Origin of the sequence: Tenacibaculum sp. 190524A05c (assembly GCF_964036595.1) — a bacterium.
GTDB lineage: Bacteria > Bacteroidota > Bacteroidia > Flavobacteriales > Flavobacteriaceae > Polaribacter > Polaribacter platacis.
Genome location: NZ_OZ038523.1, coordinates 3,511,560 through 3,529,300, shown reverse-complemented (window position 1 = coordinate 3,529,300; position 17,741 = coordinate 3,511,560). Strand labels below are relative to the sequence as shown.

At 31.7% G+C, this 17,741-nt stretch carries 15 protein-coding genes; 14 read left to right on the top strand and 1 reads right to left on the bottom strand.

Annotated elements, in window-relative coordinates:
* The first annotated feature begins 108 nt into the window (after positions 1-108).
* From ABNT61_RS15715 to ABNT61_RS15650, 14 genes are all read left to right on the top strand, one after another.
* Positions 109-3,108 (top strand): tetratricopeptide repeat protein, encoded by a 3,000-nt coding sequence (locus tag ABNT61_RS15715; protein ID WP_348743907.1) that lies wholly within the window; start codon positions 109-111, stop codon positions 3,106-3,108.
* Positions 3,109-3,114: 6 nt separating this feature from the next.
* A complete protein-coding gene (locus tag ABNT61_RS15710) occupies positions 3,115-4,890 on the top strand; it encodes a hypothetical protein (protein ID WP_348743906.1) in 1,776 nt (591 codons plus the stop codon).
* Between the two features lie 20 nt (positions 4,891-4,910).
* Entirely contained in the window at positions 4,911-6,056 is a 1,146-nt protein-coding gene (locus tag ABNT61_RS15705) for a hypothetical protein (protein WP_348743905.1), read from the top strand.
* Between the two features lie 102 nt (positions 6,057-6,158).
* Positions 6,159-7,673 (top strand): alanine/glycine:cation symporter family protein, encoded by a 1,515-nt coding sequence (locus tag ABNT61_RS15700; RefSeq protein ID WP_348743904.1) that lies wholly within the window; start codon positions 6,159-6,161, stop codon positions 7,671-7,673.
* 85 nt (positions 7,674-7,758) lie between these two features.
* The gene (locus tag ABNT61_RS15695; protein ID WP_348743903.1) at positions 7,759-9,210 is read left to right on the top strand and encodes a M20/M25/M40 family metallo-hydrolase; all 1,452 of its coding nucleotides are present in this window, start codon (positions 7,759-7,761) and stop codon (positions 9,208-9,210) included.
* 9 nt (positions 9,211-9,219) lie between these two features.
* Positions 9,220-9,588 (top strand): hypothetical protein, encoded by a 369-nt coding sequence (locus ABNT61_RS15690; RefSeq protein WP_348743902.1) that lies wholly within the window; start codon positions 9,220-9,222, stop codon positions 9,586-9,588.
* A complete protein-coding gene (locus tag ABNT61_RS15685; RefSeq protein ID WP_348743901.1) occupies positions 9,589-11,202 on the top strand; it encodes an amidohydrolase in 1,614 nt (537 codons plus the stop codon).
* A gap of 2 nt (positions 11,203-11,204) precedes the next feature.
* The gene (locus ABNT61_RS15680; RefSeq protein ID WP_348743900.1) at positions 11,205-11,684 is read left to right on the top strand and encodes a hypothetical protein; all 480 of its coding nucleotides are present in this window, start codon (positions 11,205-11,207) and stop codon (positions 11,682-11,684) included.
* A gap of 235 nt (positions 11,685-11,919) precedes the next feature.
* Positions 11,920-12,462, top strand: a complete 543-nt coding sequence (locus ABNT61_RS15675) for a sigma-70 family RNA polymerase sigma factor (protein WP_348740716.1) — start codon at positions 11,920-11,922, stop codon at positions 12,460-12,462.
* Positions 12,463-12,466: 4 nt separating this feature from the next.
* Positions 12,467-13,063, top strand: coding sequence for a Crp/Fnr family transcriptional regulator (locus tag ABNT61_RS15670; protein WP_348743899.1), 597 nt, complete (start codon positions 12,467-12,469; stop codon positions 13,061-13,063).
* Positions 13,064-13,128: 65 nt separating this feature from the next.
* Positions 13,129-13,806 carry a type 1 glutamine amidotransferase domain-containing protein gene (locus tag ABNT61_RS15665; RefSeq protein ID WP_348743898.1) on the top strand — a complete coding sequence of 226 codons (678 nt, stop codon included), beginning with the start codon at positions 13,129-13,131 and terminating at the stop codon, positions 13,804-13,806.
* 148 nt (positions 13,807-13,954) lie between these two features.
* Positions 13,955-14,404 carry a DUF4231 domain-containing protein gene (locus ABNT61_RS15660; RefSeq protein ID WP_348709823.1) on the top strand — a complete coding sequence of 150 codons (450 nt, stop codon included), beginning with the start codon at positions 13,955-13,957 and terminating at the stop codon, positions 14,402-14,404.
* A 28-nt stretch (positions 14,405-14,432) separates the two neighbouring features.
* Entirely contained in the window at positions 14,433-15,023 is a 591-nt protein-coding gene (locus tag ABNT61_RS15655) for a Crp/Fnr family transcriptional regulator (protein ID WP_348743897.1), read from the top strand.
* A 94-nt stretch (positions 15,024-15,117) separates the two neighbouring features.
* Positions 15,118-15,699, top strand: a complete 582-nt coding sequence (locus ABNT61_RS15650) for a YceI family protein (RefSeq protein ID WP_348709825.1) — start codon at positions 15,118-15,120, stop codon at positions 15,697-15,699.
* Between the two features lie 68 nt (positions 15,700-15,767).
* On the opposite strand, the gene ABNT61_RS15645 is transcribed toward ABNT61_RS15650, so the two are convergent.
* Entirely contained in the window at positions 15,768-17,717 is a 1,950-nt protein-coding gene (locus ABNT61_RS15645) for a YgiQ family radical SAM protein (protein WP_348740721.1), read from the bottom strand.
* Positions 17,718-17,741 lie beyond the last annotated feature (24 nt).

The window sequence follows — 17,741 nt, the reverse complement described above, 5'->3', positions numbered from 1 at the left end:
ATTATCCATTTTAACCACTTTTTTTATTTTTGACCTGAAATTATCAAACAATTCAAAAAAAAAGACGTTATTTCTCATGGGAACAACGTCTAAAGGTAAATTTAACGTATGAAATATATATTCATCATCTTTTGTTGCTTTTTGAGTATTTCAAATACTTGGGCGCAAAAAACTGAATTTCAAACGAATACTGATGCTCAGTATCATCGAGCTATAACTTTGTATAATAACAAAGCTTATTCTGGAGCTCAAAGAATATTTAAAGAAGTATCTGAGAACACTTCTAAAGTTAACGTTAGAACTGATGCTGATTTTTACGATGCCATGTGTGCAATTAAGTTAAATCAGACAGATGCAGATCAACGCGTTCTTAATTTTGTTAGAAAACATCCTTATAGCAGTAAAAAAGAGAAAGCATTCTTAAATGTTGGTAACTACTATTTTGCAAACAGAAAAGCTTCTCATTCTTTAAAGTGGTATCAACGCGTTGATGAAAAACTACTAAATAAGGAAGAGCAAAAAGAACTAAACTATAAAATGGGATATGCACTTTTAGTATCTAATTACCTTAAAGACGCAAAAGCTAGATTTGCTCCTTTATTAGGAGATCCAAGATATGGTACTGACGCACGATATTTCTATGGTTATATTTCATACAAACAACAAAATTTTGGCGAAGCTGAAGATAATTTAAGTCAGTTAGCAGATAACGAAACTTATAAATCAAAAGCCAACTATTATCTTTTAGACATGGCTTTTAAAGGAGGTAAATTTGAGAAGGCAGTTCAAATTGGAGAGAAAATCTTACCTAAAGCAGAAAAGAAGCAAAAATCTGATATTTCTAAGATCATTGGTGAAAGTTATTTCAACCTTGAAAAATATGAAAAGGCTGTTCCATTTTTAAATCAATATGAAGGGAAAAAAGGAAAATGGACAAATACCGATTATTACTATTTAGGATATTCTTATTACAAACTTGAGGATTATGAAAGTGCAATTGGACAGTTCAATAAAATTATAAATGGTCAAAATAGTGTTGCTCAAAACGCTTATTATCACTTAGGAGTTTGTTATTTAAAAGCTGACAAAAAGAATGAAGCTTTAAATGCATTTAGAAATGCAGGTGAAATGGATTTTGATCCTATTATTGCTAAAGATGCTGATTTAAATTATGCTAAATTAAGTTACGAAGAAGGAAATCCTTATCAAAGTGTTCCTGAAGTTTTAAGAGCTTTTATTTTAAAATATCCTGAATCAGAACATCGTCCTGAAATTGAAAGTTTATTGGTTACTTCGTATCTACATCAGCAAGATTACCAAGGAGCAATCGATTATTTAAACAGTAATAAAAGTTCAGAAAATAACGACTTAGCAAATGAAGTTTCTCTGTACAGAGGTATTCAGTTATTTAATGAACAAAAACCAACCTCTGCATTACCAAAATTCTTAGCCGCAACCGAAGCAAAAAATGATACAATTAGCAATAAAGCTCGTTATTGGTTAGGAGAAACTAATTATCAATTAGGAAATTATAAAAATGCTTTAGATGCATTTATATCAATAGATAATCTAGAATTTAAAGATGCACAAACTTTAAATTACAACTTAGGATATACTTATTTTAAATTGAAAGATTATTCAAATTCATCAAAATACTTCCAAGATTTCTTAGATCAGCAAATCAATGATAATGATTTAAATGATGATGCATCAAACCGACTAGGAGATTCTTACTATGCCTCTAAAAGATATTCTGAAGCCATTAAAGCTTACGAAAAAGTAATTAATGAGGGTGGTGTAGGATCAGATTATGCTCAATATCAAAAAGCAATGAGTACTGGTTTAGCTGGAGATGACTCTGGAAAAGTCGCTGCTTTAAATGAGCTAATTAAAACATTTAACGATTCGAATTTAAAAGATGATGCTTTATTTCAATTAGCGAGTATGTATACATCTAAAGGCAAATCAAGTAAAGCAAAGAGTGCTTATAAACAAATATTATCTGAACATCCAGGAAGTAGTTATACACCAAGTGTTTTATTACGTCAGGGATTATTATTTTACAATGAAGGTGATAACAAAAATGCTTTAGTAAAGTTTAAAGATGTTGTTGCCAAATTCCCGAATTCTGGTGAAGCTAGACAAGCTGTATCTAACGCACGTAATGTTTATGTTGACCAAGGAAACGTGAACGAATACGCCAACTGGGTTAAAAATATCGACTTTGTTAATGTAAGTAATAGTGATATTGATAATACAACTTACGAGTCTGCTGAAAACAAGTTCTTAGAAAATAATACAGTCAGAGCTATTGAAGGATTCCAGAGGTATCTAAAAGATTTTCCAAATGGGATTCATGCTTTAAAAGCAAACTTCTATCTAGGTCAATTACTTTTTAATGCGAATAGAAAAGATGAAGCTATTCCAAATTATCAATTTGTAACACAACAAGAAAAGAATGAGTTTTCTGAAGAGGCTTTATCGAAATTAAGCTTATTGTATTTACAGAAAGAAAAATGGGATGCTGCAATCCCTTTGTTAGAAAGACTTGAAAAAGAAGCAAATATTCCTCAGAACAGAATTTTTGCTGAGAGTAACTTAATGAAAGGTTTCTACAATAAAAAAGAGTATAACAAAGCAGTTCAGTACGCTGAAAAAGTATTGAGTAATGGAAAAATAGATCAAATTGTAGCAGAAGATGCACGTATCTATATTGCTCGATCTGCAATTAAAACTGAAGATTATGTTACTGCGGAAGAATATTATTCGGTTTTAAATAATACTGCTACCGGAGAATTAAAAGCTGAAACTTTATACTACAAAGCTTTCTTTTTAAATGAGGCAGAAGCTTATGAAGATTCAAATATTGAAGTACAAAATTTAATAGCTAACTATTCCACTTACAAATATTGGGGAGTTAAGAGTTATATCGTAATGGCAAAGAATTATTATGCACTTAAAGATGCATATCAAGCCACATATATTTTAGATAACATCGTTAAAAACTTTACACAATTTAAAGATTTAGTTGAAGAAGCTAAAAACGAGTTGAGTACAATTAAAAGTAAAGAAGCAAAAACAAACGAATCTATCAATTCCCAAAACTAAAAATTAATGAAAAGATATATAGTTACAACAATATTAGCGTTGGCTTGTGGTTCTGTTTTTGCTCAAACCAAGCCAAATACTGAGAAAGCCAAAGACACTGTTAAAACAGAAGTTGTAGAGGTAATTACTTCTTATGCTCCTAAAGTAACAGATGCTTTTAAAATAAAAAGAAAACCAGTTATTGAACTTTCTAAAAAAGTTCAAAGAAAACCTTTAGATTATAAAATCATATCGGTTCCAGTAGTCTCTACATATATTCCAAAGAGTGGAGTTTTAAAAGGAATTGATGTCGGAGATCGTGAAAGACTATTCAACAACTATGTAGCCTTAGGTTTTGGTAATAATACGACTCCGTTCGTAGAAGGTTATTTTCATAACAATAGTGCTTTTGAATATGAATATGGAGGAAAAGTAAACTTTATAGCATCATCGGATCCAGTTTCAGACACTCGATTAAGCAGTAGTTATTACAACGCAAGTGTAGATTTATTTTTAAAGCAAGAAATGCGCTATTTCGACTGGAAAGCAGGTTTCAATGCCTACAGAAACAAATACAATTATTATGGTTTACCATCTAATATTACTTTTTTAGATCCAACTGTAAATAGTATTGACCCGGAGCAAACGCATAAATTCTATAACATTTATGGTTCTATTCATTTTCCGGATAGAGATTTACAAGAAGTAAAAGGATCTATAGCATATTTTTCTGATGTTTATGAAACGGATGAAATCCATGCAGATATCGACGCTGAATTTGCTTTCCCTTTAGGTCGTTTTGGTTTAAATCTTGATGACCTGAAACTGGAAACCTCAGTTAATTTTATAAATGGAGGATTCGCTAGATCTTATGCGGATCCATTAGTAGCTATCGATTACAGTTTTGCTACAGCCGGAATTAATCCGAGTTATGCTTTTTCATATAAAAAATTCGATGTTAAACTAGGAGCTAAAGCATATTACTCTTTTGATTTAGAAAACACAGAAGGAAAATTCTTTGCTTATCCAGATGTAGAAGTAAACTATCCGATTATAAAAAGATATGCTAATATTTATTCTGGAGTTACGGGAGATTTAACTGTTAACTCATTCCAAAGTTTCACTTCACGTAATCCATACGTCTCTCCTACTTTAAATATTATTCAAAGTAGTGAAGCTTTGAATGCATATGGTGGATTTAGAGGAATTTTAAGTGGAAATATTAATTATGATGTTAAAGCTGGTTTCAAAAAGGAAGAAAACAAAGCCTTATTTGTTGCTAATCCTTCTAACTCGAATGGAATTACAACAGGTTTTGCTGGAGGAATTTTCTTCAAAGGATATGATTATGGAAATTCTTTCAATGTAGTTTATGACGATGTAAATACCGTTTATTTTGCTGGAGGAATTACTTATGATTATTCAAGACATTTAAATCTTGGTTTGAACTTAGAGTTTAATTCTTATGACTTAAATACACAAACTGAAGCTTGGAATTTACCGCAATTAAAAAGTGATATTTTCGCTACTTATAAAGAGAAAAAATGGTACGCTAGTGCTAATTTATATTTTGTTGGCGGTAGAAAAGGTGCAACTTATACTTCTGGTGTTCCTAGCGTAGTTGATTTAGACGCATATATTGATTTGAATTTAGATGGTGGTTACCACATTAACGATTTATTTTCGGTGTTCTTAAGAGCGAATAATATTACCAATAGCAATTACCAGATATTCAATAATTTCAACGCACAAGGAATTCAAGTTATTGGAGGTATAATTTATAAATTCGACGCATTGTTTTAAGAAAAAACGTACCTTGAGGTATGCTTAGTCATATTTCGAATTACATAACAGCTATTGTTTGTTTGATTGCGTTTTTTGTAATCCAGCGTATTTATCATAAAGAGAAATTAAAAAGTGTTTATACTGCCAATTCTGTAGAAGGAATTAAGTGGTTTGCTTTGGCCATTCTTTCATGGGGAGTTGGAGCTACTTTGAACATTGTATTTACTCAAGTTTTTAATTTCCCTCAAACATCAAGTGTAGTTATTAGCATTGGCGTTTTCTTTTCTCTAGCGAATTCTTTATTCATCCTCTTATCAATTCCTTCAATTCAACACAGGGAAAAGAGAAACATTGTAATTAGAATCATAGAACGCTTTTCGAATAAAGAGGTATTTATAATTTTCGGTGGAATTTTAGTTATGATTGCTTCTGTATTCTTAATTTCCTTTTTCACAAGAACAAATGGCAATTCAAGTAACAACGTTATTTGGTTAATTGATATTCCTATTTCATTAGTGGTTGCTTTTGCTTTATTACAAGAATTGAATAAAGCTTTTAAAAATCGTGGAATGCGATTTATGTATTTACCAACATTTGCATTATTCTTGTTGATTGTAGTAGCAGTAACACATCGTATTTTCCCTATTGAAACTACTGCTAGATGGATAAACATTGAACTATGGAATGCTATTGGAGTTACTACTAGTATTTCATTTAAATTCCTTTTCGTTCTGCTATTTATAATTCTACTGTACAGCTGGAAACTATTAGCTGAAAAAGAAGAAAAACAATCAGAACTTCAAGAAACTATTTTTGCACATCATAAATTGGAATCAGAAAACGAAACCTTAACTGTGGCCAATGAGAGTCATTTGAATACTATAAAGCTCTTAAAAAAGGAAATCTCATCTCTCAAAAAGAAAAATAACGAACTTAAATCTGCTTCTAAAATTGAATTATCAGATCGTCAAAAAGAAGTATTAGCTAACCTAGGAATTTGTGGAGAGCGAAAGTCGTATACAGAAATTGCAGAAGCTATGAATATAAGTGTAGATGGATTTCAAACTCATATTTATCAAATTAAAAAAGTACTTAACATATCAGGTTCAGATGGTAAAGAGCAATTAATCACCTACGCAAAAAAGAACCAACTCCTTGAATTTGCTACGATTCAGCATGATTAAGTATATACGTAACCAGAGTTAAACTAAAAAACAGCATAAGCCAACCTTTTATCGTTTTCCGTTTAAAAACATTTTTGTGTAACAATTTTAATACACACAAAAATGAAACTACTTATACTTCAAAATTCTACTTTAGATGAACGAATTAATCAATCTTTTCATAATGCTACTTCATGGTTTACGGATGCAATTCTTTATCAAATTCCAATAACAGATTCAATTCAAATTCCTTGGGTATTAATTGTTCTAACTCTTGGAGCTTTGTATTTTACTATTTACTTCAAAGGAATAAATATTCGCAGTTTTATGACCTCCATAAATATTATCAGAGGTAAATATGACGCTTTAGACGCAAATCAGAATGAAGAAGACATTAAAGAAACTATTAAAGTTGAAGGTAACGGTGAAGTTTCTCACTTCCAAGCTTTAACTGCGGCACTATCTGCGACTGTTGGTTTAGGAAATATCGCGGGAGTTGCTATTGCGCTTTCTATTGGTGGACCTGGAGCCACTTTTTGGATGATTATAATCGGGTTACTCGGAATGGCTTCAAAATTTGTTGAGTGTACATTAGGTGTTAAGTATCGCGAAATGGACAATAACGGAACTGTTTATGGTGGACCAATGTATTACTTGACAAAAGGCTTCGCAGAAATTGGTTTTGGAAAAATAGGAAAAATAATGGCTGTACTTTTTGCGATTATGTGTGTTGGAGGATCTTTTGGCGGTGGAAACATGTTTCAAGTAAATCAAGCTTTTAAACTGTTTGAATACGTTACTGGAGGAGCGCAAAGTTTTATTTACGGAAAAGGATGGCTTTTCGGATTAATCATGGCCCTTTTTGCTGGAATTGTAATCATTGGTGGAATCAAAAAAATTGCAAACGTTACAGATAAAATTGTTCCTATTATGGTAGTAGTTTATGTCCTTGCCGTTATTACAGTTTTAATAAGTAACCTTAATTTACTTCCGAATGCATTCTCTCAAATTATTGAAGGAGCATTCAACCCAACTGGAATTGCTGGTGGATTTATCGGAGTTATGATTCAAGGGTTTAGAAGAGGAGCTTTCTCAAATGAAGCTGGAATTGGTTCATCATCAATTGCCCACTCAGCTGTAAAGACAAATTACCCCGCTAGCGAAGGACTTGTTGCTTTGCTAGAACCTTTTATTGATACTGTAATTGTTTGTACTATGACAGCTTTAGCTTTAATAATAACTGGACAAATTACTCCTGGTAATACAGTTTCATTTGAACAAGGCGCAATATTAACTTCCAAAGCTCTAGAAAGCAGTATTTCTTGGTTTCCTTACGTTTTAACTATTGCTGTTATTCTGTTTGCATTTTCATCAATGATTTCTTGGTCCTACTACGGTTATCAAGCCTGGACATTTTTATTTGGTCGCGATAAAGTAACTGGAAATATTTATAAAATAATCTTTTGTGTATTTACCGTAATTGGAGCTGCAGCAACACTAAACGCTGTGACTGATTTTTCAGATGCTATGGTATTTTCAATGATGGTCCCAAATATGATTGGATTAGTTGTTTTGGCTCCAAAAGTTGTTGTAGAACTTAAGAAATATAAAAGTAAGATTATTCAAAATCAACAATAAGCGTTAATGTGTTTATAATACCATTAAACTCAATACAAGAAAAAATAAAACCGTAATTTTAATACCTCATAATGCAATCAATAAAATGAAAAAAACCATACTTCTTTTATCATTGTCTGCAATAGTAAACTTTAGTTGTTCTAATACTAAAGAATCTAAAAACGGTAGTGATAATACCAATTCAACTGTATTGAGTACTGATGAAAAGAAAGACAGTACCAACATTAAACATTTTTTCAACTCAGCGTTAACCGAAGGAAAATCATACGAATGGTTACGCGATTTAACACAAAACATTGGCGGTCGTTTATCTGGTTCTCCGGAAGCCGCAAAAGCTGTTCTTTGGGGAGAAAAGCTTATGAAAGATATTGGGTTAGATTCTGTTTGGTTACAACCTGTAATGGTTCCTCACTGGGTTCGTGGAGAAAAAGAGGAAGCTAACTATACCGTAAATGGAGAACAAAAAAATGTACCAATCTGCGCTTTAGGTTTTTCAATTGCAACACCTTCAAATGGATTAACTGCTGAAGTTATCGAAGTAAAAAGCTTGGATGAAGCAAAAGAAATGGGAAATAAATTAAAAGACAAAATTGTATTCTTCAATGGAGCTTTTGATAATACTTTAATAAACACCTTCCATGCTTATGGAGGATGCGTTGGACAACGTTTTTCAGGAGCAAGAGTGTGTAGTGAATTTGGTGCAAAAGGTGTAATTGTCAGATCTATGACCAATGGTATAGATGATTATCCGCACACGGGATCAATGGGATATGGAGATATTCCTAAAGACCAATACATTCCAGCTGCCGCTATAAGTTCAAGAGCTGCTGAAATTTTAAGTAAAGATTTAAAAGAAAATCCGAATTTAAAATTCTACTTCAAACAAAGTTGTGAAACGTTACCAGATGCTCCATCTCATAATGTGATTGGTGAAATTAAAGGAACTGAAGAACTTGAAAAAATTATTGTTGTTGGTGGACATTTAGATTCTTGGGATTTAGGTGAAGGTGCTCATGATGATGGAACAGGTGTTGTTCAATCTTTAGAAGTAGCATACTTATTCAAAAAGAATAATATAAAACCGAAAAACACAATTCGAATTGTATTCTTTATGAACGAGGAAAACGGAACTCGCGGAGCTAAAGAATATGCAAAACAAGCAAAACAAAACAATGAAATTCATGTAGCAGGATTAGAAAGTGATGCTGGTGGACATACTCCTAGAGGTTTTTCTATAGACGCAAATGAAAACAACACACAGCTTTTAAAGAGTTGGAAAAAATTATTAGCTCCTTATGGATTACATGATTTATTAAAAGGTGGAAGCGGTGCTGATATTAGTCCATTAAAAAATGATGAAATTACTTTAGTTGGATATAGACCAGATAGCCAACGTTATTTTGATTATCACCATACAAGCATTGATACTTTTGACAAAGTAAATAAACGTGAACTGGAATTAGGTAGTGCTTCTATGGCTAGCTTAGTCTATTTAATGGATAAATATTTGTATACAGAAGACAAAGTAAAACCTTAATCATTTAGCATGGAATACGTATTCTTAGGACTGAAAGTTTTAATGGCGATACTAATGATTTTCGCAGGATTTTATCACTTTTATAAACCGAATTTTTACAATCCAATAATTCCAGATTTCTTACCTAAAAAACTAGTGACTTATGTTTCTGGTATTGTAGAACTTGTTTTAGGAATTGGACTATTTATAAAAGGTTCTGAACGTATTTCAGCCTACGGAATATTTATTCTTATGCTGGTTTTTCTTCCCATTCATATTTGGGATGCAACTAGAGAAAAACCTGCGATGAAAACTAAAAAAATCGCATACATCCGAATTTTAATCCAATTCCTTCTTATTGCTTGGGCTTGGTATCTATATCAAAACGAATTAACCTAAATGAAAAAACTAATCACATTAGCACTTTTAAGTGTTACTATATTCTCTTGTAATCAAAAACAAGAGGCTGATATTATTGTAAAAAACGCTAAAGTTTATACCGTAAATAATGACTTTGCTTCAGTAGAAAGTTTTGCCATTAAAGATGGGAAGTTTTTAGCTGTTGGAACAAATGAAGAAATCGATCAAAAATATAATTCTTCGAATACAGTAGATGCAGATGGAAAAGCTGTTTATCCTGGTTTAATCGACGGACATTGTCACTTTTTCAGATTTGGTTTACAACTTCAAAAAGTAGATGTTACTGGAACTAACAGTTACGATGAAGTCCTTGAAAAGATTGCGGCATTCCAAAAAGAAAAAAATCTTCCTTTTATCACAGGACGCGGATGGGATCAAAATGATTGGGAAGTAAAGAAATTTCCAACTAAAGAAAAATTAGATCAGCTTTTCCCAGATACTCCAGTTGCAATTACACGTGTTGATGGACATGCAATGTTGGTAAATCAAAAAGCACTTGATATTTCAGGAATAACAGAAAACTCAACTGTAGAAGGTGGAGAATTCATACGAGAAAACGGAAGACTAACTGGAGTTCTAATTGACAATGCAATGGATTTTGTTAAAGTTCCTGCTGCATCAAAAAAAGAACAAATTGAAGCATTAAAAGAAGCGGAAAAAATAAATTTCTCTTATGGTTTAACAACTGTAGTTGATGCAGGTTTAGAGAAAGAAAACATTGAGTTAATTGACAGTTTACAACAGGCTGGAGCATTAAAAATAAGAATCTATGCTATGGTTTCTGCAACTCAACCACAATTAGATTACTACATCAAAAAAGGTATTATTAAAACAGATCGTTTAAATGTTCGATCATTTAAAGTTTATGGTGATGGAGCATTAGGTTCAAGAGGTGCCGCGATGAAAGAACCATATAGTGACAGGCACAATCATTTTGGAGCTTTAATATATTCTCCTGAACGCTACAGAGAAATTGCAAAACAAATTGCAGCTTCAGAATACCAAATGAATACTCATGCCATTGGAGATTCTGCGAATTATTTAATGTTAAAAACTTATCAAGATGTTTTAAAAGGTCAAACCGATAGACGTTGGAGAATTGAACATGCTCAAATTGTAGACAAAGCTGATTTTGATTTATTCAAAAATGTAGTTCCTTCAATACAACCTACACACGCTACTTCTGATATGTACTGGGCTGAAGATAGAGTTGGACAAGAAAGAATTAAAGGTGGATATGCATTTAAGACTTTATTAAACACATATGGAAAGGTTGCCTTAGGTACAGATTATCCTGTTGAAAAGGTAAGTCCGTTTTTGACTTTCTATGCTGCGGTTGCTAGAAAAGATTTAAACAATTATCCTGAAAATGGATACCAAATGGAAAACGCGTTAACTCGAGAAGAAACCTTAAAAGGAATGACGATCTGGAATGCCTATGCAAACTTCGAAGAAAATGAAAAAGGAAGTATTGAAGTTGGTAAAATGGCAGATTTCGTTATTCTTGATCAAGATATTATGACAGTTGACATTAAAAATGTTCCGAATACAAAAGTTATATCGACTTACGTAAACGGAGAAAAAGTTCACTAATTATGAAACTAAAATATAGCTTAATTCTTTGCTTTTTAATTACCGCTTTTTCCTTACAAGGACAAACCGAAAAAGAGGCTTTAAGTAAATTATCTTTTATGATAGGAAATTGGAAAGGAACTTCATTTTCTTTTTCAGAAAAAGGAACAAAATCTACCGCAGTTACGGAAGATGTAGCCTACAAAATGGATGGAAATTTAGTTGTTCTTGATGTTAAATCACCTTGGATTGAATTACACACCATAATAAGTTATAGTGTAAAAGATCAGTGTTACTATTATCATCCGTTCTCAAAAAAAGGATTAAGAGATAAGTATAAAAGTAATTTTGAAAACAATGTTTTTAGAGTGTATTTCAATTCAGAAAGAAGACTTACATTCACGTTAACTAAAGAAGGTTACTTCCATGAATTTGGTGAAAATCTTAAAAATGGTAAATGGGAAAAATACTTTGAAGATATTTTAAAACCAGTTCAAAAATAAACTTGAAATAAAATGCATCTTTTTTAAAGTTCCTGAGTCTATTAGGTGAATTTAAAAATAATAGACATGGAATATAAAAATCAATGTACTTGCAATTGTACAAGCTGCTCAACAGATGACTGTAAAAACTGTTCTTGTGAAAACTGTACCTGTACAAATTGCAATTGTTAATTAAATAAATGTCGCTCTGAATACATTATATATTCAAAGCGACATTTTTTGTAAATTTACTAAGATGACTACCCAAGAAGTTTGGACTACATATCATAAAGATTTAAAGCGTTTTATCATTAGCAAAACCAAAGATGAAGTTATTGCAGATGATATTTTACAAGATGCTTTTATTAGAATACACAATAAACTAGATACATTAAAAGATGCTTCAAAATTAAAATCGTGGATTTTTACGATTACTAGAAATGCAATTTATGACCATTTTAAATCTCAAGGGAAAAATATCACATTCGACAACTCCGATATTCCCGTGGAAATTGAAGATCACATTCATACAGAAAAAGACTGTTTAAGAGGAATTGTAACAAATCTTCCAAAAAAATACAGAACTCCTTTATTTTTAGCCGATATAAAAGGTTTAAAACAACAAGAAATTGCGAGTCAACTGAATCTTCCACTACCAACAGTAAAATCTCAAATTCAAAGAGCTCGAAAAATGATTGTTCAAGGATTTATGGATTGTTGTGGGTTTAAATTAAATGAGAACGGTAAATTAGTAGGCGAAATACAACCTAAAGAAGACTGTAAAATTTGTAATTCTTAATCTATTGAAAGCCAAATTGCCAATTCCTATTCCTTTTGATGAAATTTTTCACGGAATTGATTTATCCGAGGAGGAGAAAAATATGATTACTGAGAAAATTGAACTCATTTCAGTTGATAAAGATGATATTCTATTCAAACAAGGTGATATTATCAATCATCAGTATTACGTTTATGATGGTTGTTTAAGAACATATCACATTGACGAAAACGGAAAAGAACATACGTTACAATTTGCAATTAAACATTGGTGGATTAGTGATTACATAGCCTATTTTGGAGATAACAAAGCGGTTTTGAATACTGAATGTATTAAGAAAGCTCAGTTGTTCAAAATATCGAAAGAAAACTTTGAGGCTATTTATAAATTCAGTCCGAAGATTGAACATTTATTTCGCCGAAAACTAGAAAAAGCTCTAGTACGCCATGAAAAAAGAATATTGGCCAACTTAACCAATACTGCTAAAGAAAGATATTTAGCATTTCTTAATAAGTATCCAGATATTGAAAAGCATATTAAAAATTATCACATCGCATCATACCTTGGCATAACTACTGAAAGTTTAAGTAGAGTTCGAAAAGATATCGCTAAAAGTCATTAATTACCATACATCAATTTTTATAAGAACGTTGGAATGTAATTTTGTTTCAAATAAAATCAACTCTTATGAAAAAAGTATTATTCGTATTAACTAGTCATGACCAATTAGGAAATACAGGCGAAAAAACTGGATTTTGGGTAGAAGAATTTGCTAGTCCATACTACCATTTAGCAGATAAAAATGTATCAATTACCATTGCTTCTCCAAAAGGAGGTCAGCCTCCAATTGATCCAAAAAGTGAATTACCAGATTTTCAAACTCCTGCTACAGAACGCTACTTTAAAGACAGCGAGTTATTAAAAAATATGGCAAATACCACTCCACTATCTGAGATAAAAGAAAGTGATTTTGATGCAGTATTCTATCCTGGAGGACACGGGCCTTTATGGGATTTAGCTGAAGATAAAAACTCAATAGAATTAATTGAAGCTTTTTACAGTAATAACAAACCTGTTGGTGCTGTTTGTCATGCTCCTGCAATTTTTAAGAATACAAAAATCGAAGGTAAAGCATTAGTTAACGGAAAAAATGTGACTGGATTCAGTAATACTGAAGAAGATGCTGTGCAATTAACTGATATTGTTCCATTCTTAGTTGAAGATATGTTACAAGAAAATGGAGGAAACTACAGTAAAAGAGACGATTGGCATCCTTATGCAATTGAAGATGGACATTTAATCACAGGACAAAACCCAGCTTCATCTGAATTAGTTGCTGATTTATTGTACAAACAATTATCTTAAGAGACTTCGACAGATAAACATATACGAGATGAACCTTCTTTTAAAAAGAGGGTTTATTTTTTTGTCTTCATACAACTACTCGATTCAGATTCGATTTAATTTATTCTGATTTTTTTATTAGTTTGGTCAAAATAACCAACCAAATAGTATGAGTCAGAATAATTCTAACTTTGAAATCTTACAAGATGAGATTCAAAAAATGATAGACTATAGCTCTAGAAAGAGTTCAAAAAATAAAAGAAAATCATTTTACATTTATATTTCAGTAGCAATTTCTTCTGCTCTCATTACGTTTTTAGTTGCTATTGGAGATGACTTCCCTGTTTGGAAGGAAGTTATAAAAATGTTAACCTTATTTTTTAGTGCGCTTAGCACCATTTTGGCCGCTTGGGATGGCTTTTATAATCATAAAGAACTTTGGGTTATCTATGGAGAAACACGTCACTATCTTAAAGAATTATATCTAAAAACTAGACTAGCAAGTGAAAGCGACAAAAACAATCCTGAATATGTAAATAAACTTCATAAAGAATACCAATCTATAGTAAGTAAAGGTAATTTTAAGTGGAAAGAGTTACGAATGGATGATAACGATTAATTGAAAAACTAAGTTCCTATTTTAAACTATGAATGTTACTCCAATTATCGATTATTTTAATAGAATTGTTTCTTTAACCGAAGAAGAAGAAACATTAATTTGTGAAAAGGTTACCTATCGTAGATATTTAAAAGATCAGTATTTGGTTCAACAAGGTGATGTTTGTAAACATATAAGCTTCATTGTAAAAGGTTGTGCAAAACAGTTTTATGCGAGCCCTGATGGTTTGGAACACATATTAATGTTTGCAATAGAAGATTGGTGGGCTTCCGATATGGGGAGCTTTATAACTCAAACACCGGCTGATTATAATGTTCAATGTATTGAACAAACAGAATTAATTCAGTTAAATCATATTGATTTAGAAGAATTATTTCTAAAAATCCCAAAGCTCGAACGTTGTTTCAGAAAAATAACGGAACGTTCATTAGTTGCTTCTCAAAAAAGGATTGTTCGAAATTTTAGTAAAACGGCTAAAGAACGTTATCTCTTTTTTAAAGAGAATTATCCTACAATTGAAAGTAGAATTCCACAATACATGTTAGCTTCTTATCTTGGAATTACTAAAGAATTTTTAAGTAGAATTAAAAGTCAGATTGCAAAAGAGGATAAAAGTTAAACTAGTTTAACATTATTTTATAAGATAGATCATTTTCCAAACCATTAATCTTCAAGAACTTTGTTGTATACATTTTAATACAAAAATTAGTACAATGAGAAATTCAATAAAAAAAGGATTAGGTATCGCTCTAATTTCTTTATTCACACTCTCTTTCACAACTAGTAAAAGAGAAACAAAGCAAATCAACACTAGTAAAAGTAAAATCGAATGGAAAGCTTATAAAGTTACAGGTTCTCATAACGGAACGGTAACTGTTAAGTCGGGTTATTTAAATTTTGATGATAACCAATTATCAGGTGGTTCAATTACAATAGACATGACAACTATTAACACAACGGACTTATCTGGAAAGGCTAAAAAAGGTTTAGACGGACACTTAAAATCTCCTGATTTTTTTGGAGTTGAAAAACACCAAACTTCTGCATTAAACTTCACAAAAGTTAAATCAACAGGAAGTAATGCTTATGAAGTAACAGCTAATCTTACCATCAAAGGAATTACTAAAAAAGTAAACTTTTTAATTTCAATTAATGGTACTAAAGCTACTGCTTCTTTAAAAGTAGATAGAACAAAGTTTGGGATTAAGTACGGATCTTCAAGCTTCTTTGATAACTTAAAAGACAAAGCTATTTACGACGAATTTGATTTAGTTGCTGAATTAGAATTGAACTAATTCTTCTTAAATAAAATAGAAAAGGCACACTTTAAAAGTGTGCCTTTTTTTATTGATTAGATTTAAGTTTATCTTCTTCGTTTCTTCTTAAATCCTTTATTTTTTCTTCGTGATTCCTTTACCGAAGTAACCGTATCATCAAATGTGTTTTTAGTTTTTCCTGGTTTATTCTTTCTCCAAGAACTGTCGTTAGGAAGCAACTTCTGAACTAAGTCATTTCTACCTACTTTACTCAGCGTATCTTTAATCCACTTTCTGTTTTCCTTTTTGTACCAAAAGAAAAACTTATGTTGATCTAACTTTTCTTGTCGAGTTTTAGCCGTTTTAACAGGCTTTAATGTGTATGGATGATAACCACTATAATAAATTACAGTTGCTACTGTCATTGGAGTTGGAGTAAATCCTTGTACTTGTTCCAATTGGAATCCCATATCTTTAGTCTCAGCGGCAAGATTTGCCATATCTTCTGGTTCACAAGCTGGGTGACTAGAAATAAAATATGGAATCAATTGTAAATTTAACTTACTCTTTTTATTGATTTTATCGAAACGATCTTTAAACTTATGGAAGTACTTGAAAGATGGTTTTCGCATTAATTTTAAAACAGGATCAGAAGTATGTTCCGGTGCAACTTTCAATCTTCCAGAAACATGATTCGTCATTACCTCTTCTGTATACGCATCTAACTCTTCTGGATCAGCATTTTTATTAAACTCAGGAACCAACATATCATGTCTAATTCCACTTCCAATAAATGATTTCTTTACTTTTGGATGCTTGTCTACCGCTTTATATAATTCCGTTAAAGGTTTATGAGATGTATCAAGATTACTACAAATTACAGGTGAAATACAAGAAGGTGCAACACATTTGTCACAAATTGACTGTACTTTTCCTTTCATTTTATACATGTTTGCAGAAGGACCACCAATATCAGATAAATACCCTTTAAAGTCATCCATTTGAGCCACTTTATCAACTTCTTTTAAAACTGATTCTTGACTTCTACTTGCAATAAATTTACCTTGGTGTGCAGAGATAGTACAGAAACTACATCCTCCAAAACAACCTCTGTGAATATTAATTGAGAATTTAATCATCTCAAAAGCAGGAATTGGTCCACGCTTATTATACTTAGGATGTGGTAATCTTGTATATGGTAAATCAAATGAGGCATCAATCTCTTTTTCCGTCATTGTTGGATAAGGTGGATTGATAACTAATTGCTTATTCCCTACTTTCTGAAAAATTCGTCGAGCAATTAATTTATTTGATTCTTGCTCAATAACCTTAAAGTTAGAAGCAAAAGTTTTCTTATCTGATAAACAATCTTCATGAGAAGCAATTTCTACATCTTCCCAGTTCTTGTTCTTTGGAGTTTTTTCATCTTCATTTACCAAAAATGCCGTTTGCTTGATTGTTCTTAAGCTTGAAAACGGAACTCCTTTTTGTAGTAATTCTACAATTTCACGTAAGGGTTGTTCTCCCATCCCGTATACCAACATATCCGCTTTAGAAGTTTCTAAAATAGTTGGTAATAACTTATCTGACCAATAATCATAATGCGTTACTCTTCGTAAGGAAGCTTCAATTCCTCCAATTAATACAGGAACGTCTGGGAACTTTTCTTTTAAAATTTTGGTATACGCAGATGTAGCATAATCGGGTCTAAAACCAATATCTCCATTTGGAGTATAGGCATCTTTATCTCTCTTTCTTTTACTAGCGGTATAATTACTTACCATTGGATCCATACATCCACCAGTAACAGCAAAGAATAAATTAGGTGTTCCTAACTTTGTAAAATCTTGTAAATTATCGTTAACATTAGGCTGCGGTACAATTGCTACACGTAAGCCGTAACTTTCTAAGATACGACCTATTACTGCAGGTCCAAACGATGGATGATCAACATAAGCATCTCCACTGAACAAAATTACATCTAGTTCTTCCCAACCTCTCAACTTAACTTCCTTATTAGTAGTTGGTAACCAATCAGATAATCGTCTTATTCTCATAGAGTGCAAAAATACGGCAAATAT